This is a genomic window from Streptomyces sp. NBC_01210 (assembly GCF_036010325.1).
GTDB lineage: Bacteria > Actinomycetota > Actinomycetes > Streptomycetales > Streptomycetaceae > Streptomyces.
In genome coordinates this window covers 6,086,474-6,104,542 of sequence record NZ_CP108549.1, presented here as the reverse complement: position 1 = coordinate 6,104,542, position 18,069 = coordinate 6,086,474, and the positions used below count along the sequence as shown (strand labels likewise).

Genomic DNA, 18,069 nt, shown 5'->3' with positions numbered 1-18,069 from the left:
CACGGCTGTTCCGTCCGGTCGCGGACGAGGAGCTGTGCCCCGAGTGCCGACAGGGGCGGGCCGAGACACCGACGGCCCCGCCCCCAGCGACTCGCGGCGCGGCGCTCGCCCGTGCAGCGATGACCGGGTCGTGGACGCCGTGAGCGGGCGGATACCACCCGCACCGGGACCGTGAGTCAGAGCCAGCCCTTCTCCCGCGCCGTCCGCACCGCCTCCGCCCGGTTCCGCACCGCCAGCTTCTGGATTGCCGTCGAGAGGTAGTTCCGCACCGTCCCCTGCGACAGATGCAGCAGCGCCGCCAGTTCCGCGTTCGTCGCGCCGTCCGATGCCGCCCGCAGGACCTCCCGTTCGCGGTCCGTCAGCGGGTTCGCGCCCTCCGCCAGGGCCGCCGCCGCCAGCGTCGGATCGATGACCCGTTCGCCGGCGAGCACCTTCCGTACCGCGTCGGCCAGTTGGGCCGCCGGTGCGTCCTTGACCAGGAAGGCGTCCGCACCCGACTCCATCGCCGTACGCAGATAGCCGGGGCGGCCGAAGGTCGTGAGGATGACGATCTTCAGGGCGGGGAACTCCCGGTGGAGTTGGCGCGCCGCCTCGATGCCTGTCATGCCCGGCATCTCGATGTCGAGGAGAGCGACGTCAACGTCGTGGGCGCGGGCGGCAGGCAACACCTCGTCGCCGCACGCCACTTGGGCGACCACCTCGAAGTCCGGGTCCAGGCCGAGCAGAGCCGCCAGGGCCTCTCGGACCATCGACTGGTCTTCGGCCAGGAGGAGTCGGATCATGAGGCGGATCCTAGAGGGACCCGCACGATGAGCGTGAAGCCGCGTTGGGTCCCGGTGTCCACGGTGCCGCCGACCTCGCTGATGCGTTCGCTCAGACCCGTCAGGCCGTTGCCGTACGAGGGGCTGCCGCCGCGGCCGTCGTCCTCCACCGTGAGTTCGAGGACCGGGCCGTCCAGCGTCTGGCGCGGCGTCAGCGCGATCACGCAGCGGCGCGCGCCACTGTGGCGTACGACATTGGTCACCGCCTCCCGCAGCGACCAGGCGAGCGCCGCCTCCTGCTTCTCGGGGAGTTCCGGTGACTCGGGCGGGACGTCGGAGGGCACCTCCGCGATGATTCCGGCCGCCGCGAGCGCCGTACGCGCCCCGGCCAGCTCACCCGGGAGCGTGGGCCGCCGATAGCCGGTGACCGCCTCCCGTACGTCGACGAGCGCCTGCCGGCTGACCTTCTCGATGTCGGCGACCTGCTGCGCCGCGCGCTCCGGCTGGTCCGGCAGCATCCGGCCGGCCAGCTCGCTCTTCAACGTGATCAGCGACAGGGAGTGGCCGAGCAGATCGTGCAGGTCCCGGGCCAGCCGCAGCCGTTCCTCGTTCGCGGCGAGCTGGGCGACCGTGGCCCGCGCCTCCCGCAGTTCGATGGTCGTACGGACCATCTGGCGCACCCCCGTCATCGCGAACCCGCCGAGAAGGGACGGGATGACGACCGCCGGGAGGATGTTCCCCGGGTGGTCGGTCTTCAGGCCGATCAGGATCATCGCCGCGGTGATCGCCGGGATCGCCCAACGGGCCAGCTGCAGCGGCAGTACCGCTCCGGCCGACACGGAGACGTACACGAACAGCACCAGCCACTCGGAGCCGAGCGTCAGGGAGAGGAGTACGGAGAGGCTGAACATGCCGGCGAGCGTTGTGTAGACGGTGCGCGGGGCCAGCGGCTTGGAGGTGTGGCGGAAGACCAGAGCCAGATAGACGACGACGAAGGACACGAGGCCGAGCCACCCGAGTGCGGTGGCCCAGGCGGTGTGTTCGTCGGCGAGGAGGTCACTGACCGGAGCTCCCATGAAGGCGAGCCAGATGCCGATCCACAGCAGCTTGACGGCGGCCCGGCGGCGGCTTGTCGGCGGCTGCCCTATCCCGGCGAAGGTTTCCTCGTTCACGCCTTCAGTGTGTCCTTCCGGTACAGCCAGGCCGCACCGCCGGCGAAGAGCAGGAAGTACGCGGCGAGGATCGCGACATCCTTCGGATGCGGTGAGCTGCCGAGCTCGATGGACTGGCCGAGTGCGGCGTACGCGTGCGTGGGCAGCCATTCTGCGATGTTCTGCAGCCACTGGGGGTAGACGGTGGTCGGCATCCACAGGCCGCCCAGGATGGAGAGCCCGAAGTACAGGATCATCGTGACGGGCCTGACCGCGTCACCGCTGGCGAGATAGCCGATTGCGACGCCCAGTGCGGCGAAGACCAGGCTGCCGGCCCAGATGGCGCCGGTGAGCGCGAACCACTGCCAGCTCTCGAGGCGTACCCCCTTGGCGAGCGCCGCCACCGCGAAGACGATCACGATCGTCGGCAGAGTGACCACGGCGGCGCCGGCGATCTTCGCCAGGACATAGCCGCGGCCGGGCAACGAGGTGAGGCGCAGCTGGCGGACCCAGCCCTTCTCGCGCTCCTTGGCGATGCGTTCGCTGTTGCCCATCAGTACGGCGGTCAGCGCGCCGAACGAGGCCATCGCGACCATGTAGAAGGCCGGCATCGTGAGACTGGTGTGCGGGACCTTGGCCGTGGAGTCCTGGGTGCCGGCGATCATCAGGAAGAGCGCCGACGGATAGATCACCGAGAAGAACATGAACTTCTTGTTCCGCAGGGTTCGGGTGATCTCGAGCTTGATGAGAGTGTTCACAGCGCCTTGGCCTCCTCGGCCTCCGTGATGGCGACGAAGGCCTGCTCCAGGCCCAGTCCTGCGACTTCGAGATTGCGGGGGTGGACCCCGAGTCCGTACAGCGCGTGGACGGTCGCGTCCGCGTCGTGCGACTGCATGCGGACCGTACGGCCGGACAGGGAGAACGTGGACAGGAACGGCAGCCGGCGCAGCGCGGCCTCGTCGAGCGGGCCCTCCAGGTCGAAGGAGATCCGCCGCGCACCCGCCTTGGCCTTGATCTCGGCGGCCGTGCCGTCGGCGAGCAGCCGCCCGCCGTGCAGGACGAGCACCCGGTCGGCGATCGCGTCGGCCTCTTCGAGGTAGTGCGTGGCGAACAGGACCGTACGGCCCTGCCGTGTCTGCTCGCGCATGGTGGCCCAGAAGGACTGGCGGGAGGTGACGTCCATGCCGGTCGTCGGCTCGTCGAGGACGATGAGGTCGCTGGCACCGGCGGTCGCGAGCGCGAACCGTACGCGCTGCTCCTGGCCGCCGGAGAGCTTGTTGACCATACGGTCGGCTATCTGGCCGATCCCGGCCTGGGCGAGGACGTCGGCGACCGGATACGGCTTGGGATGCAGCGCACAGGCGAGCTGCACCAGTTCGCGGACCTTGACCTCCTCCATCAGGCCGCCGCTCTGCAGCATCGCACCGACGCGGCCGGCGGCGACCGCCTGCTGCGGGGTTGTGCCGAAGAGCTTCACGGAGCCGCTGTCGGCGGGGCGCAGGCCGAGCAGCAGATCGAGCGTGGAGGACTTGCCGGCGCCGTTGGGGCCGAGGAGCGCGACGGTCTCGCCGGGGTGGAGCGTCAGCGAGAGATCGGATACGGCACGGACCGCGCCGTAGCTCTTGTGCACATTCTCGAAGCTCACCACAGGGGTGGGAGCGGCTGTCGTCGTCATGTGTTCAGACTGGCCGCAGGACGGGGTGGGCCGTCAGTGTCGGCGGTCGTGACTCGGGGATGACAGATGTCATGCGCGCGGCCGTGACAACGGCGGTTGAGCGCTGGTGCGGTGACCGCGTCGGTTCGCCGGGGCTGTCACGGCCGCCCGGGTCGCCGGTCCGGTTCACCCGGCCGCCCGGGTCGCCCCTCGATCGCCGGACGGGCTCGGACCGAGCCCGTCCGGCGATCGAGGACCGCACTAGCTCGGGTCGAGCGCTATCTCGCTGACGCGCTCGGCCGGCGACTTGCCGCGCAGCGCCGTGCCCATGGCCTGGGCGACGTCGTCCGCGGAGAGCTGGTGCTTCTTGCCGTCGCCCTTGGTGATCATGACGCCGTCGAAGACACCGTCCAGGAGGTCTTCGATCGCCTTCTTGTCGTAGACCTCGACGAGCTTGCCGTCGATCGCCTTCATGGAAAGGATCTTGGGCAGCGACTTCGCCGGTCCGAACTGGATCTGCTTGCCGCCCGCCTTGATGGTGATCAGGTCGGACATCGCGGGCTCGGCGAAGTCCTTCATCGCCCGGTCGAGCTCGGTCTTCGTGATGGTCGGCTCGCGGGTGGCGACGGGGAGCGGGACGACATTCGGCCTGCCGGTCTCGACCTGCGCGCGGTAGGCGTCCTTGACCGAGATCATCGAGCGGCCGACGTCCAGCGTCTGGCCCGCCTTGCCGGGTACGGCGACGGCCTTGCCCGGCTCGAACTTGATCGTGCCCTCGGTGGCCGAGCCGGAGACGCCCGCCAGATCGGTGAGCGCGACGCCCAGCTTCTCCTCGTCGACCAGGATCACCGGTTCGGCGACGCGCTCGGCACCAAGGAGGGAGCCAATCACCGAGACCGGGTTGTAGTCGCTGCCTGCGGCGGCGCGAACGGTGGCCTGGCTGTCCAGGGAGAGTCCGGCCTTGTCCGGGGCGAGCTGCTCCTTCTTGCCGCCCACTGTGAGCTGGAGCGAGCCGGCGGCGCGCGTGCCGAGGGCGGTGTCGAGCTTGTTGACCGCCTCTTCCTTGGTGCCGCCGCCGATGTCGACGCCGAGCACCGTGGTGCTCTTGGGTACGTCGGAGTGGTTCAGCAGCAGGCCGGCGCCGTAGGCGATACCGAGCAGCCCGACCGCGCCGGCTCCGGCGAGCACCAGTTTGGAGCGGCCCTTCTTGGCGGGCGCGGGCCTGGGGCTGGGAGCGGGCCTGGCGGCGGTGGGCGCGGGCACGACAGGACCGGCGGGGCCGCCGGGTCCACCGCCGGGACCGCCCGGGAACTCCGGTGCGGAGAAGTCCCCCTCGTCGAAGCCCTGCTGGCCGGCGCTGTGGGGCGCCAGCGGGTTCGGGCCGGTGCCGGGGCCGGAGAGCGGGCTGCCGAGCGGCGGGAACGGCGAGCGGTGGTCGCCGGGGACCACGGGGATGCCGCTGGTCAGCGTGTCACCGGAGACATGGCCGCCGCTGAACTCGGGGGCGGGCTGCTGCGGGGTGAGCACGGCGGTGTCGTCGGACATCCGGGGCGCGCCACCGGGACCGGAACCGGGAGCGCCGGAACCGAGGCCGCCCGGACCGCCCGGACCCGGTACGCCGGGAATGTCGGCTCCCGGGCCGGGCCGGCCGCCGGTACCGGGACCGCCTGCTCCCGGACCACCTGCTCCCGGACCGCCGGGGCGCCGGCCGAGTGGCATGCCGCCGGTGACCGGTCCCGTTGTCGGCCCGGTGGGTCCGAGGGATGCGCCGGGCGAACGCACGCCCAGCGGAGGCGTGCTGCTCCCGGGAGCGAAGCCGTCAGCGCCGGAGGCGGGGCCGTCGGCATTCGCGGCCAGATCGCTGAGCGAGCCGCCACTGCGCGGCGCTCCGGGCCCGCCGCTGCCGGGCCCTCCGCTTGCCGGTCCGCCCTGACCGGGAATGTTCACACCGGGACGGCTCTGACCGGGACCGCCCTGCCGGCCGTCCGAGAAGTACGGGAGACCGGCACCTGGACCGCCGCCGTTCGCGCCGGCGCCCGGGCCCGCGGGCGAGGCGGGAGCGGACGGCTGCGCGGCCGATGCCGCCAGACCCGCCCCATTCGTGCCCGCCCCATTCGTACCCGCCCCATTCGTACCCGTCCCGTTCGCGCCCGAAGCCGGACTCGACTTGCGGGGCGCAAACCAGTCGCTGGTCGGCGCCTTCTCCTCGGCCGGCGGCTCCGCCGTAGGCGCGGCAGGCTCCTCCGCCACGTCGGGCCGCCGCGCGCTGCCCGTGCGCTCACTGTCCTGTCTGGCCGAGGCGGCGTCCACGTCGCTCATCGGCGTACGCATGACGACCGGCGGGATCGGCCGCGAACCCGGGATGTTGATCCGGATACGCGTGGTCAGCGTGGTCTCGGTCTTGGGCTCGTCCGGCTGCGGCTCGGGAGCCACCTCCGCGGCATCGTCCGGAGCGTCCTGCGGAGGATGCAGCGACGGATACTGGCGGGATCCGTACGGCGGTGTCCCCGAGGGGTACGCGGCTCCACCGCGCCCCTGGGGGCCGGAGGACGAACTGTCAGTTTCACGACTCAAAGCAGGTTCTCCCGGTTGGCTTCGCCGCCCGTTTCTTACTGGATAGCAACTGCTGTGGGCGGCTCGGCGGCGCGCACCACCATACTGGCCGCTGCCGACAGACACCCCGGGACTGTGGAAAGCGACATTTCCGCCGACCGTACGGGCATGGTCAGTTCAGTGGCTTCCCACCCCTTGGGGCGACCCACCATAGGGGCCCGCCGCACAGGGCGCGTGCCGGGGGTCCCACCCGAGGTGAGCGCGGTGTCCCGCACATTGACCTCGTACACCCCGGAAAGGCAGACAACCCGGGAAGAGTTGCTCCGCCGGGCCCTCACTTACCGAGTCGGCCGGACCCGCCACCCGGTCGCGCGGGCCGCGACATCGTGGCACACATCACAGCCAACGCCATTCCGCCCAGCATGAAGACGAGCGGCCCGACTCCCGCGGAGAACACACCGTCGCCCTCCGGGCGTCCGATGCCGAGCAGCACGATCGCGAGCAGCCAGCCCACAGCCGGCGCCAGCACGCCGAGCTGCGTCCCGGTGGCCCGCAGCGAGCCGTGGAACAGACCCGTCGTGGCGAGCAGAGCCAGCACCAACCCGCCGGGGAACCAGGCCCCTTGGACCAGCGAACCGGCGATGCCGACCAGCGCCCCGAGCACGGCGAGTCCGAGGTAGGCGGCAATCCGGCCGGGCTTCGGCGACTGGGCGAGCCAGGCCCCCGGTGCGTCCTGCCTTCCTGCGGATCCACTCATACCGGCACCCCCGCGAAGAGATCGTGTTCGCGCGCGCCGGGCGGTGCGCCGGACTCGCCCTGTACCAACTGGTAGTACTCGGTCGCGAAGATCGGCTGTCCCAGATCGTTGGAGAGTGCGAAGAAGGGGCCGTCCACGGCGATTTGGGTGGCATGGGCCCGCATCGCCGCCGCCTTCTCTTCCGCGTACGCCGTGGCGTCAATTGCGGTGGTGATCTCGGAGTCGTCCACGACGCCCGGAATGTCGTCGAGGGCCGCAATACCCGGGAAGTCCGCCCCGCCGGCAGCGCGGAGCCGGGCGAAGCCCTCCTCGGCCACCGAGCGCGGCACCCGGTTCCAATAGATCTTGGCGATCGTGTGCGCCTCGCCGAGGTCGTGCCGGAAGGCGGGATCGGCGGCCAGCTCGGCGGCGCGCATCGCGACCCGGTGCGCCTGGATGTGGTCGGGATGTCCGTACCCGCCATTCGGGTCGTACGTCACCAGCACCTGCGGACGCACGGAACGGATCACCCCGACGAGGTACGGGGCCGCCTCGTCCGGGTCGGTGTTCCAGAACGCGCCCTCGCGGTGGTTCTGCTCCAATCCCATCATCCCGGAGTCCCGGAACCGGCCGGGACCACCCAGGAAGCGGTGGTCGGTGACGCCCAGCTCCTTCATCGCGGCGGCCAGTTCGCCGACGCGATGAGCGCCCAGCCGGTCCTCCCGGTCGGGCGCGAGATGGGCGAGGTCAGGCGGTATGACCTCGCCCTCCTCACCAAGGGTGCAGGTCACCAGGGTGACCTGGGCGCCGGCGGCCGCGTACAGGGCCATCGTCGCGCCGTTGTTGATCGACTCGTCGTCCGGGTGCGCGTGCACCAGGAGCAGACGACGGGCGGGAAGATCCTTCATACGGGACAGCCTACGAGGCCGGACCCGCTGCGCTAGAACTTGAGACCACCGATCACTCCGGCCACATTTGTGGTGAGTTCGTTGATGGTGGGGGCAATGGACGAGCTTGCGAGATAGAACCCGAGCAACACGCAGACCGCCGCATGCCCACCCTTCAGCCCGGACTTCCGGACCAGCAGGAAGACGACGATCGCCAGCAGCACCACCGCCGAAATCGAGAGTGCCACGGCGGTTCACCTCCACGGATATTCGGTCGGGACGGGCAGGTTGCATGTGCCAGGACGTTCATACCCACCTTGCGCCGCGGATCATAACTATCCACACCAACGCATCGATCGGTGCACAGCAGCACACGGGGGCGCACGAACGCTAGGTTCGGTCGCATGACCTCGAGGCAGCAGCTCTCCTTCCCGCGTCAGTACGCCAGGACCCAGCGCTTCACGCTGGGCGCACCGCGCGCGTTCACCGTGTCCCCGGACGGCTCCCGGGTGGTGTTCCTCCGTTCGGCCTCCGGGACCGACCGGGCGGGCCGACTCTGGGTGCTGGATCTCGACCCGGACGGGCGCCAGGCGCAGGAGCGCCTGGCCGCCGATCCGGGCGCGCTGCTCGCCGGTGCCGCGGAGAAACTGTCGGCGAAGGAGCGGGCCCGGCGCGAGCGCAGCCGGGAGGGGTCGGCGGGCATCGTCGGCTATGCGGTGGACCAGGCGGTCGAGTTGGCGGCGTTCGCGCTGTCGGGGCGGCTGTACACGGCCGAGCTGCGGGCCGGGACCGCGCGCGAACTGCGGGTGCCGGGGCCGGTGATCGACCCTCGGCCGTCTCCCGACGGCCGGCACATCGCGTATGTGGCGGGCGGCGCGCTGCGGGTGACCGGTGCGGAGGGGGAAGGTGACCGGGCGCTGGCTGAGCCGGAGGACGAGCACACCACGTATGGTCTCGCGGAGTTCATCGCGGCCGAGGAGATGGACCGCTCGCGCGGCTTCTGGTGGGCGCCGGAGTCGGACCGGCTGCTGGTCGCCCGGGTCGACGAGCGGCATGTACGGCGCTGGTGGATCTCCGATCCCGCGCATCCGGACCGGGAGCCGGAGCGGGTCGCCTATCCGGCGGCGGGGACACCCAACGCCGAGGTGCGGCTGTTCCTGCTCACGCTGGACGGAGAGCGTACGGAGGTGAGCTGGGACCGGACCCGCTATCCGTATCTGGCGCGGGTGCACTGGTCGTCCGCGGGCGCACCGCTGCTGCTCGTCCAGTCCCGGGACCAGCGGACCCAGCTGTATCTGGCCGTGGACGCGGAGTCGGGCACCACCCGGACGGTGCATGTCGACGAGGACCCGGTGTGGCTCGATCTCTTCCCCGGCGTGCCGGCGTGGGCGCCGGACGGGCGTCTGGTGCGGATCGCGGACGAGGGCGGGGCGCGGGTGCTCGCGGTCGGCGACCGGGCGCTGACCGGAGCGCAGTTGCAGCTGCGGGCGGTGCTGGACATCGGGGAGAACGATGTCCTGGTGTCGGCGGCGGCGGGCGAGGAGGCCGCGGAGCCGGAGACCGGCGAGATCCATGTGTACCGGGTCAATGAGCTGGGGATCGAGCGGATCTCGGACGGTGCGGGAGTGCACTCGGCGGCGCGCTCCGGCGGGGTGACGGTGCTGGCTTCGTCCCGTACGGAGGTGAGTGGCGCGTCCGTGCAGGTGCTGCGGGACGGAAAGCCGGTCGCGGTCGTCCCGTCGTATGCGGAGCAGCCGGTGCTGAAGGCACGGGTGCGGCTCTGCGAGGCGGGCGCCCACCGGATTCCGTGCGCCGTCCTGCTCCCCTCCGGCTATCAGGAGTCGGACGGCCCGCTTCCGGTCCTGCTGGACCCTTATGGGGGACCGCACGGTCAGCGGGTGTACGCGGCACAGAATCCGTATCTCACCTCCCAGTGGTTCGCCGACCAGGGCTTCGCGGTGATCGTCGCGGACGGCCGGGGCGCTCCGGGACGCTCCCCGGGCTGGGAGAAGGCGGTCAAGGACAACCTCCCGCTCACTCTCGACGACCAGATCGAGGCGCTGCACTCGCTGGCCGGGACTTTCCCGCTGGATCTCGGCCGGGTGGCGATCCGCGGCTGGTCGTACGGCGGCTATCTGGCCGCGCTCGCGGTGCTGCGCCGCCCGGATGTCTTCCATGCGGCGGTCGCGGGCGCGCCGGTGACCGATTTCCGGCTGTACGACACCCACTACACCGAGCGCTATCTCGGCGATCCGGGGACGCATCCCGAGGTGTACGCGGCCAACTCACTCGTCACGGACGACGGGTTGACGACGCCGGAGAACCCACCACGGCCGTTGATGATCATCCATGGTCTGGCGGACGACAATGTGGTGATGGCACACAGCCTGCGGCTCTCCTCGGCGCTGCTGGCAGCGGGCCGCCCACATGAGGTACTGCCGCTGACCGGAGTGACCCATATGACGCCGCAGGAGCAGATCGCGGAGAATCTGCTCCTGCTCCAAGTGGACTTCCTCAAGCGGTCGTTGGGGCCGCAGAGGTAGGGCCGGGGGCTTTCCCCCGGGGTCCGGGGCGCGGGCCGAGACACGCCTCGACGGCGATTGAGGTGCGGGGGCCGGGCAGCACTCACCAGCCGGGCGGCGGGGTCTGCGGGGGCGGTGGGCCGTAACCCGGCTGCGGGTGACCGTGACCCGACTGCGGCTGCCACGCCGGCGCGCCCCCGCCCGACGTGTCCCCCTCCCCCCGCCGCGCAAGCGCCGGCAGCAGCACAGCCCCCGCCGCCAGCTCGAACAGCCAAGAACCGACGAGCAGTTGCTCCCGGAGTCCCACATCACCGAGATGAGACATCAACTCGTTCCGTACGGCGAAGTCGAGACCGGTCCCGCCCATGCCCACCAGGAACACCGCGACGACCAGCCCCAGCGGCCGTGAGAAGACGGCGTGGAAGAGCGCGCCGACCGCCGCCACCAGGGCGAGCACCACGATCACCGCGGTCAGCCAGCCCGGCGGAGTCCCGAGCGGCGGCAGCCGGATGGACGTGCTGCCGGTGAAGCGGTCGAGATAGCGCGTACCCGCGTAGTCGGTCGCCGTGTAGATCTCCCAGGCCGCGAGTACGCCCGCCGATGCGCCCAGCAGCAGAAAGGCGAGCACCGAGACACCCTGGGTGGGCCGGGTCGGCGTCCGCTCGTGGGCGTATGCGCCTCGGGCGTACGGATCATGGGCGTACGGATCATGGGCATACGGGTCACGGGCGTACAAGCCGTGGGCGTACAAGTCGTGGGCGGCGCCGGGTGCACGTCGGCCCGCGGCGGCCGTGATGATCAGTCCGATGCCGAGCCCGAGCGCCGCGAAGACGCAGTACAGGGCCCGGGTGCGCAGTTCATCGGCGGAGCGCAGATCCATCCAGGAGGAGCTGAGCACCCACAGCCCCGGCAGCCGTACGGCGAGGGTGATCACTCCGGCGGCCACCAGGGCCGCGGCCGCGACGGGCGAGCGCAGGGCGGCGAGGGCCACGGTGACGTACACCGCGAACAGCAGCAGGTCCTGGAGCGTGGTCGTCAGCGGGGTGGAGGCGGCGCTGCGGCGGCTGCCGGTCCAGTACCGCCACAGATCGAGCGGATCGGCGGCCGTGGTGAGATCCCGGACGATCCAGGCAGCCACAATGAGCGCGAGCGCGGCGCAGAGCACCGCTCCGGTGATCCGGGCTCCCCGCGTAAGAGTCACACTTGCGATCCTGCATCGCTGTGCACCCTTGAACAAGGGCCCGCGCGGCGCGCGTGCGACCGGCCGGGACTACATGGCGAGCCCCGGCCGGCCTACGGCACCCGCACGGCCGTACGTTGTTCAGCGTGACGCGTTCGTATATCGGAGTTGCGACAGTCAAGTTGCCTGTGTGTTAACGAAATTGATGGGCATTTATAGAGCTATGTCGCTCACTCCGAAGGCCCGTCAAGCACGTAGGCAGATCGATCTGCAAAACCTTCGCTCAAGAAGCGCACGGACAACACAGCTTCCGCCGCCAGGCTCTTGACTGACACAGACCGCGATTGCCACAGTCCGCTCAACCAGCGGCGTCCACCAACGTCCACGGCCGGTACGTGAGTCATGAACCGTGAGTCATGAATTGCGGGGGCGAGAAGAGACGTGACGATTCCATCCCGTGCCGAGTCGGCCGACCCGGCCATCGGCCCGGCCGCCGAGACCGGACCGCTCCCAGTCGCTCTGAGCAAGGAGGAGCAGACGCTTGTCGGCCGGTCCCCGGGCCAGTTGGCATGGCGGCGCTTCAAACGCGACCGTACGGGCGTACTTTCCGCGTACATCGTGCTGTTCTTCTTCCTGGTGGCGGCACTCGCCCCGGTGATCGGCTGGCTGTACGGAAAGGACCCGTACACCACCTACGGCCTCGATCGCCCGGAACTGCTCGATCCGATCACCAGCTATCCGATGAAACCGAACGGCGGCATCGACGGTGAATTCTGGTTCGGAATCGAGCCGAGGCTGGGCCGCGACGTTCTGATGCAGTTGGTGTACGGAATCAGGACCTCGCTGCTGATCGGCCTGGCTGCCACCGTTCTCTCCACCATCACGGGAGTCCTCGTCGGGGTGACGGCCGGATACATGGGCGGCCGTACCGACTACTTCCTGGGCCGCTTCATCGATCTGCTGCTCTCCTTCCCGCAGCAGCTCTTCTTCGTCGCCTTCATGCCGGTGGTCACCGCGCTCTTCGTGAGCCCGCAGAAGGAGACCCCGACCTACTTCCGGGTCACGGCGCTGGTGCTCGTCCTGTGGCTGCTGGGCTGGATGACGCTGGCGCGGCTGCTGAGATCCTCGGTACTGAGCCTGCGCGAACGGGAGTTCATCGAAGCCGCCAAGGTCACCGGCGCTCCGCCGTGGCGCATCATCCGCCGGGAGCTGCTGCCGAATGTGACGACGCCGATCCTGGTGCAGTCCACGCTGATGCTGCCCAACTTCGTGACCCTCGAGGCCGGTCTCTCCTTCCTCGGGGTGGGTCTGGTGGAGCCGACGCCCGACTGGGGCCGGATGTTCGCCAAGGGTGCCGACTTCTACGAGGGCGACATCACGTACATGTTCTTCCCGGGCATCGCCATGGTGATCTTCGTGGTCGCCTTCAACCTGCTCGGGGACTCGGTCCGGGACGCCATCGACCCGAAGACCAAGCGTTGACGCACGTCGCAAGGCACTGAGTGTTCCGTCCGACGAGGCAGGTGCATGGAGACCATGACGTCCACCATTCAGCGAAGAGTGCGGATTTCGGCCATCGCGGTCGCCGCCGGCGCGCTAGTGCTGTCCGCGTGCAGCAGCGGCGGCGGAGGCGACAGCAAGGACAAACAGTCCAAGGAACCCGAGCTCAAGCAGCAGTCCATCACCATCGGCACCGCCCAGGACTCCACCGGACCCGCCCCGGACCTGCCGGGCGCCAAGCCGGGCGGCACGGTCACCGTGCTGCAGCGTGACGCCTTCGAGCATCTGGACCCCGGCCAGATCTATGTCAGCGACGAGCTGATCATGCAGACGCTGTTCAACCGGACGCTCACCACGTACAAGATCGACGACAAGACCGGCAAAGTGACGCTGGTCGGCGACCTCGCCACGGACACCGGCAAGTCCTCCGACGGCGGCAAGACCTGGACGTACACCCTCAAGGACGGGCTGAAGTTCGAGGACGGTACGCCGATCACCTCGAAGGACGTGCGGCACGGCGTCGAGCGGCTGTACGCCAAGTACCAGGTGAGCGGCCCGACGTATCTGCAGCAGTGGCTCTCCGGAGCCGGCCAGACCTTCCGGAAGGCGCTGCCGGACGGCCCGTACAAGGGCAAGCATCTGCCGGACAGCGTGCTGGCGACGCCGGACGACAAGACCATCGTCTTCCACTTCGCCCAGCCGCGCGCCGAGGTGCCGTTCGCGGTCGCCATGCCGAACATCACGGCGGTTCCGGCGGCCAAGGACACCCAGGAGAAGTACGACAAGGCGCCGGTCGCGTCGGGGCCGTACAAGATCCAGAACTTCAAGCCGGACAAGAGCGTCGAGTTCGTCAAGAACACCAACTGGGATCCGAAGTCGGACGCCGTACGCCACCAGTACGTGGACAAGTTCTCGGTCACCTTCGGCCACCAGTGGGTGGACTCCACCCGTCGGCTCGTCGCCCAGCAGGGCGCCGACAAGACCGGTATGACCTTCACCAACGCGGTCGACCCGTCGCTGATCTCGACGGTCCTGAAGAACAAGGAGGCGATGGCGAGGTCGCTCACCAAGACCCAGCCGTACGTCGACGTGGTCAGCTTCAACATGGACCGCATCAAGGACAAGCGGGTCCGTGAGGCACTGGCCTGGGCCTGGCCCTCGGGTCAGGTGCTGCAGCAGTACGGCGGCGTCAAGGCCGGCGAGGTCGCGGGCTCTCTGGTCGGTCCGACCCTCAAGGGCTACCAGCCGGTCGACCCGTTCGAGAAGAAGAAGTACCCGGCGGGCAACCCCGAGAAGGCCAAGGCGCTGCTGAAGGAGGCGGGCGCGGAGGGCAGGACGATCGTCTACGCCTACGCCAACACCGGCCCCGCCCAGAACTCCGCGGTGGTCGTGGAGCGGGCTCTGGAGAAGGCCGGCTTCAAGGTGGAGAAGAAGGAGCTCGACTCCTCGACGTACTACACGCAGATCGGCAAGGTGAAGAACCAGTACGACGCCTACCGCTCATCGTGGGGCGCCGACTGGCCGTCCGCGTCGACGGTCGTGCCGCCGCTGTACGACGGCAAGAACATCTACGACGACTCGGCGAACTACTCGCATCTCAACTCTCCCGGCGTCAACGGTGATATCGCCAAGGCGGAGAAGATCGGCGACATCGACCAGGCCGGCAGCGAGTGGGTCAAGATCAGCCAGAAGATCCTGACCGACGAGGTGCCGCAGGTGCCGATCTTCTACAACCGGCTGTTCACGCTCTGGGGTTCGGGCATCGGCGGCGTGAAGTTCCACGAGCCGTACGGCTCCGTGGACCCGACCGCCGTGTACGTCAAGTAATCACCGGCGCATCGGATCGGCTCCCCGTCCCCGACGGGCGGGGAGCCTCCTCCGGTCCCTCTCCCGGAAGCCCGCGAACCCATGCTGAGATTCCTCGTCCGCCGCTCGCTCGGCGCTCTCGTCATTCTTCTGGTGATCAGCGCGGTCACCTTCTTCCTGTTCTTCGCGCTGCCCGCCGAGCCCGCCCGGCTGGCCTGCGGGAAGAACTGCGATCCGGCCGCTCTCGCGCTCATCAACAGCAACCTCGGCCTCGACAAGCCGGTCCCGGTGCAGTACTGGGACTTCATGGTGGGGATCTTCGCGGGCCGTGACTTCACCGTCGGGCACTGTGACGCGCCGTGCTTCGGCTACTCGTTCGTCAATCAGGAATCGGTATGGGGCACGATCCTCGACCGCTTCCCGACCACACTCTCGCTGGCCTTCGGCGGCGCGGTCGTCTTCCTCCTCGTCGGAGTGGGCATCGGCCTGCTGGCCGCCGCGCGCCGCGGCACCTGGGTCGACAAGTTCTTCAGCTCGTTGTCGTTGCTCGGCTCGTCACTTCAGATCTACTTCGTCGGCGTGCTCTGCCTCGCGCTGTTCGTCTCCAACCTCGGCTGGCTGGATCAGCCCGAATACGTTCCGATCACCGAGGATCCGGCGGGGTGGTTCGCCGGGATGATGCTGCCGTGGCTGGTCCTGTCGATGATCTTCATCGCCAACTACAGCCGTCTCGCACGGTCGTTGATGGCCGAGCAGCTCGAGGAGGAGCATGTCCGCGCGGCCCGCGCCAAGGGCCTCGCCCGCCGGACCGTCTTCTTCCGGTACGCCATGCGAGGCGCGGTCGCCCCGGTCCTGACCATCTTCGGCATGGACCTCGGCTCACTGCTCGGCGGCGCGATGATCACCGAGGTCACCTTCACTCTGCACGGCATCGGACGCCTTGCGGTGCAGTCCGTGCAGCTCACCGATCTGCCCATGCTGATGGGCGTGATGCTGATCAGCGCCGCGGCCATCGTCTTCTTCAACATCGTTGTGGACGCCGTCTACGCACTGCTCGATCCGCGCGTGCGGCTGGCCTAGGAGTCCTGAGCCACATGACCACCCTGACCAAGACCGATCAGCCGCCCCGGCCCGCCGCCGACGGCTCCTTTCTCTCCGTACGCGATCTGTACGTCCACTTCTCCACCGAGGACGGGACGGTGAAGGCGGTCGACGGGATCTCCTTCGATCTGGAGCGCGGCAGGACACTCGGCATCGTCGGCGAGTCCGGCTCCGGGAAGTCCGTCACGAATCTCTCCATCCTCGGTCTGCACGACCCCAAGTTCACCGAGACCCGGGGCGAGATCGTGCTGGACGGCCAGGAGATGACGGGGGCCGGGGAGCGGACGCTGGAGCGGCTGCGCGGCAACAAGGCGGCGATGATCTTCCAGGACTCGCTGACCGCGCTCTCGCCGTACTACACGATCGGCCGGCAGATCTCCGAGCCTTACCGCAAGCACACCGGGGCATCCAAGCGGGAGGCGTGGGCGCGGGCGGTTCAGATGCTGGAGAAGGTCGGCATTCCGCAGCCGAAGCTGCGGGCGCACGACTACCCGCACCAGTTCAGCGGAGGTATGCGGCAGCGCGCGATGATCGCGATGTCGCTGGTGTGCAATCCGGAGCTGCTGATCGCGGACGAGCCGACGACCGCGCTCGACGTCACCGTGCAGGCGCAGATCCTGGATCTGCTGCGCGACCTCCAGCAGGAGTTCGGCTCGGCGATCATCCTGATCACCCATGACCTGGGCGTGGTCGCCAGTATCGCCGACGATCTGCTGGTGATGTACGCCGGCCGGGCGGTGGAGCGCGGTTCGGTACGCGAGATTCTCCGGGATCCCCAGCACCCGTACACCTGGGGCCTGCTGGGGTCGATGCCACGGCTCGGCTCGGACGTCTCGGAGCCGCTGACGCCGATCCCGGGGGCCCCGCCGAGTCTGCTCGCGCCGCCGTCGGGCTGCCCGTTCCATCCGCGCTGCGGCTTCCGGTCCATGGTCGGCGGCACGACCTGCGAGGACGTACGGCCGGAGCTGCCCGAGGGGCGGGGCTCCGCCTGCCACCTCACGGCCGAGAAGAAGCGAACCGTCTTCATCGAGCAGATCAAGCCCCGGCTGGGTTAGGGAGAGACGCGACATGGCGCACGAAGCCACCATCCCCGCCCCGCGTGACCGGGCTGTCTCCGACGGCGAGGTCCTGATGACGGCGGAAGGGCTGACGAAGCACTTCCCGATCATGGCCGGTTTTCCGTTCAAGCGGCGTATCGGGGCGGTTCAGGCGGTCGACGGCATCGATCTCACGTTGTACGCGGGCGAGAGCTTCGGACTTGTCGGCGAGTCGGGCTGCGGCAAGTCGACGACGGGCCGGCTGCTGACCCGTCTCCTTGAACCGACCGCGGGGAAGATCACCTACCGGGGCCAGGACATCAGCCACGCCGACCGCAAGCAGCTGGCGCCGATACGCCCCGAGATCCAGATGATTTTCCAGGATCCCTACTCGTCGCTGAACCCACGGCAGACCGTCGGAAAGATCATCTCCGGGCCGATGGAGATCAACAACGTCCGGCCGGAGGGCGGGCGAGAGAGCCGGGTCCGCGAGCTGCTGGAGATCGTCGGCCTCAACCCCGAGCACTACAACCGCTTCCCGCACGAGTTCTCCGGCGGCCAGCGCCAACGCATCGGCGTAGCACGGGCCTTGGCGCTGGAGCCGAAGCTGATCGTCGCGGACGAACCGGTCTCCGCGCTCGATGTCTCGATCCAGGCGCAGGTCGTCAATCTGCTGCAGGAGCTCCAGCGGGAGCTGGGCATCGCCTTCCTCTTCATCGCCCACGACCTGGCGGTGGTACGGCACTTCTCGCAACGGGTCGCGGTGATGTACCTGGGCAAAGTGGTGGAGGTCGGCGACCGCGATTCGATCTACCACCGGCCACGGCATCCGTACACCCACGCACTGCTCTCCGCCGTCCCGGAGGCGGCGCTGAGCGACGAGGCGGATGCGCGGGCGCATGAACGCATCCGGCTGGCGGGCGACGTGCCGTCGCCGATCGATCCGCCGTCGGGCTGCCGGTTCCGTACGCGCTGCTGGAAGGCGCAGACGCAGTGCGCGACCCAGGTGCCGCCGCTGGTGCGGATCGAGGGGAACCACCAGGGGCACCTGACGGCGTGCCACTTCCCGGAGGAGCCGACGCGGGTGCGGGAGGAGGACGTGATTCTGGACCCGGCGCTGCGGGACCTGGAGGCGGACGGGGGCTGAGATTCAGCCCTCCGGCGTTCGAGGAGCGGGGGCC

The 18,069-nt window shown here is 69.4% G+C and carries 15 protein-coding genes; 6 read left to right on the top strand and 9 right to left on the bottom strand.

Translation table 11 applies throughout. From position 1 onward, the window contains the following. Nucleotides 1-176: 176 nt before the first annotated feature. From OG735_RS27905 to OG735_RS27870, 8 genes are all read right to left on the bottom strand, one after another. Nucleotides 177-782 (bottom strand): response regulator transcription factor, encoded by a 606-nt coding sequence (locus OG735_RS27905; protein WP_442812502.1) that lies wholly within the window; start codon nucleotides 780-782, stop codon nucleotides 177-179. Further along, the gene (locus OG735_RS27900) at nucleotides 779-1,933 is read right to left on the bottom strand and encodes a sensor histidine kinase (protein WP_327325884.1); all 1,155 of its coding nucleotides are present in this window, start codon (nucleotides 1,931-1,933) and stop codon (nucleotides 779-781) included. The genes OG735_RS27905 and OG735_RS27900 overlap by 4 nt, the downstream gene beginning before the upstream one ends. Further along, the gene (locus tag OG735_RS27895) at nucleotides 1,930-2,670 is read right to left on the bottom strand and encodes an ABC transporter permease (RefSeq protein WP_327325883.1); all 741 of its coding nucleotides are present in this window, start codon (nucleotides 2,668-2,670) and stop codon (nucleotides 1,930-1,932) included. The genes OG735_RS27900 and OG735_RS27895 overlap by 4 nt, the downstream gene beginning before the upstream one ends. Beyond that, nucleotides 2,667-3,587, bottom strand: a complete 921-nt coding sequence (locus tag OG735_RS27890; protein ID WP_327325882.1) for an ABC transporter ATP-binding protein — start codon at nucleotides 3,585-3,587, stop codon at nucleotides 2,667-2,669. The genes OG735_RS27895 and OG735_RS27890 overlap by 4 nt, the downstream gene beginning before the upstream one ends. Nucleotides 3,588-3,827: 240 nt before the next feature. After that, on the bottom strand, nucleotides 3,828-6,140 hold the full coding sequence (locus OG735_RS27885; RefSeq protein WP_327325881.1) for a hypothetical protein: 2,313 nt from the start codon (nucleotides 6,138-6,140) through the stop codon (nucleotides 3,828-3,830). Nucleotides 6,141-6,453: 313 nt separating this feature from the next. Continuing rightward, nucleotides 6,454-6,876 (bottom strand): DUF6113 family protein, encoded by a 423-nt coding sequence (locus OG735_RS27880; RefSeq protein WP_327325880.1) that lies wholly within the window; start codon nucleotides 6,874-6,876, stop codon nucleotides 6,454-6,456. Then, nucleotides 6,873-7,763 (bottom strand): N-acetyl-1-D-myo-inositol-2-amino-2-deoxy-alpha-D-glucopyranoside deacetylase, encoded by an 891-nt coding sequence (gene mshB / locus OG735_RS27875; protein WP_327325879.1) that lies wholly within the window; start codon nucleotides 7,761-7,763, stop codon nucleotides 6,873-6,875. Before mshB ends, OG735_RS27880 begins: the two co-directional genes overlap by 4 nt. A gap of 32 nt (nucleotides 7,764-7,795) precedes the next feature. Continuing rightward, nucleotides 7,796-7,990 carry a hypothetical protein gene (locus OG735_RS27870; protein ID WP_327325878.1) on the bottom strand — a complete coding sequence of 65 codons (195 nt, stop codon included), beginning with the start codon at nucleotides 7,988-7,990 and terminating at the stop codon, nucleotides 7,796-7,798. A 156-nt stretch (nucleotides 7,991-8,146) separates the two neighbouring features. On the opposite strand from OG735_RS27870, the gene OG735_RS27865 reads away from it, so the two are divergent. After that, on the top strand, nucleotides 8,147-10,285 hold the full coding sequence (locus tag OG735_RS27865; protein WP_327325877.1) for a S9 family peptidase: 2,139 nt from the start codon (nucleotides 8,147-8,149) through the stop codon (nucleotides 10,283-10,285). 82 nt (nucleotides 10,286-10,367) lie between these two features. On the opposite strand, the gene OG735_RS27860 is transcribed toward OG735_RS27865, so the two are convergent. Then, nucleotides 10,368-11,465 carry a hypothetical protein gene (locus OG735_RS27860; protein ID WP_327325876.1) on the bottom strand — a complete coding sequence of 366 codons (1,098 nt, stop codon included), beginning with the start codon at nucleotides 11,463-11,465 and terminating at the stop codon, nucleotides 10,368-10,370. Between the two features lie 420 nt (nucleotides 11,466-11,885). On the opposite strand from OG735_RS27860, the gene OG735_RS27855 reads away from it, so the two are divergent. The 5 genes from OG735_RS27855 to OG735_RS27835 all read left to right on the top strand — a co-directional run bounded on the left by OG735_RS27855 (nucleotide 11,886) and on the right by OG735_RS27835 (nucleotide 18,035). Further along, entirely contained in the window at nucleotides 11,886-12,926 is a 1,041-nt protein-coding gene (locus tag OG735_RS27855; RefSeq protein WP_442812501.1) for an ABC transporter permease, read from the top strand. 54 nt (nucleotides 12,927-12,980) lie between these two features. After that, nucleotides 12,981-14,771 carry an ABC transporter substrate-binding protein gene (locus tag OG735_RS27850; protein WP_327325875.1) on the top strand — a complete coding sequence of 597 codons (1,791 nt, stop codon included), beginning with the start codon at nucleotides 12,981-12,983 and terminating at the stop codon, nucleotides 14,769-14,771. A gap of 81 nt (nucleotides 14,772-14,852) precedes the next feature. Continuing rightward, entirely contained in the window at nucleotides 14,853-15,830 is a 978-nt protein-coding gene (locus OG735_RS27845; protein ID WP_327325874.1) for an ABC transporter permease, read from the top strand. 14 nt (nucleotides 15,831-15,844) lie between these two features. Further along, nucleotides 15,845-16,906, top strand: coding sequence for an ABC transporter ATP-binding protein (locus OG735_RS27840; protein ID WP_327325873.1), 1,062 nt, complete (start codon nucleotides 15,845-15,847; stop codon nucleotides 16,904-16,906). Between the two features lie 13 nt (nucleotides 16,907-16,919). Then, entirely contained in the window at nucleotides 16,920-18,035 is a 1,116-nt protein-coding gene (locus OG735_RS27835; RefSeq protein ID WP_327325872.1) for an ABC transporter ATP-binding protein, read from the top strand. Nucleotides 18,036-18,069 lie beyond the last annotated feature (34 nt).

What these genes read in the sequence shown, in the direction of transcription:
- OG735_RS27905 (WP_442812502.1), bottom strand. Translation starts at nt 782, where the DNA reads ATGATCCGACTCCTCCTGGCCGAAGACCAGTCGATGGTCCGAGAGGCC.
- OG735_RS27890 (WP_327325882.1), bottom strand. Translation starts at nt 3,587, where the DNA reads ATGACGACGACAGCCGCTCCCACCCCTGTGGTGAGCTTCGAGAATGTG.
- OG735_RS27880 (WP_327325880.1), bottom strand. Translation starts at nt 6,876, where the DNA reads ATGAGTGGATCCGCAGGAAGGCAGGACGCACCGGGGGCCTGGCTCGCC.
- mshB (WP_327325879.1), bottom strand. Translation starts at nt 7,763, where the DNA reads ATGAAGGATCTTCCCGCCCGTCGTCTGCTCCTGGTGCACGCGCACCCG.
- OG735_RS27865 (WP_327325877.1), top strand. Translation starts at nt 8,147, where the DNA reads ATGACCTCGAGGCAGCAGCTCTCCTTCCCGCGTCAGTACGCCAGGACC.
- OG735_RS27850 (WP_327325875.1), top strand. Translation starts at nt 12,981, where the DNA reads ATGACGTCCACCATTCAGCGAAGAGTGCGGATTTCGGCCATCGCGGTC.
- OG735_RS27845 (WP_327325874.1), top strand. Translation starts at nt 14,853, where the DNA reads ATGCTGAGATTCCTCGTCCGCCGCTCGCTCGGCGCTCTCGTCATTCTT.
- OG735_RS27840 (WP_327325873.1), top strand. Translation starts at nt 15,845, where the DNA reads ATGACCACCCTGACCAAGACCGATCAGCCGCCCCGGCCCGCCGCCGAC.
- OG735_RS27835 (WP_327325872.1), top strand. Translation starts at nt 16,920, where the DNA reads ATGGCGCACGAAGCCACCATCCCCGCCCCGCGTGACCGGGCTGTCTCC.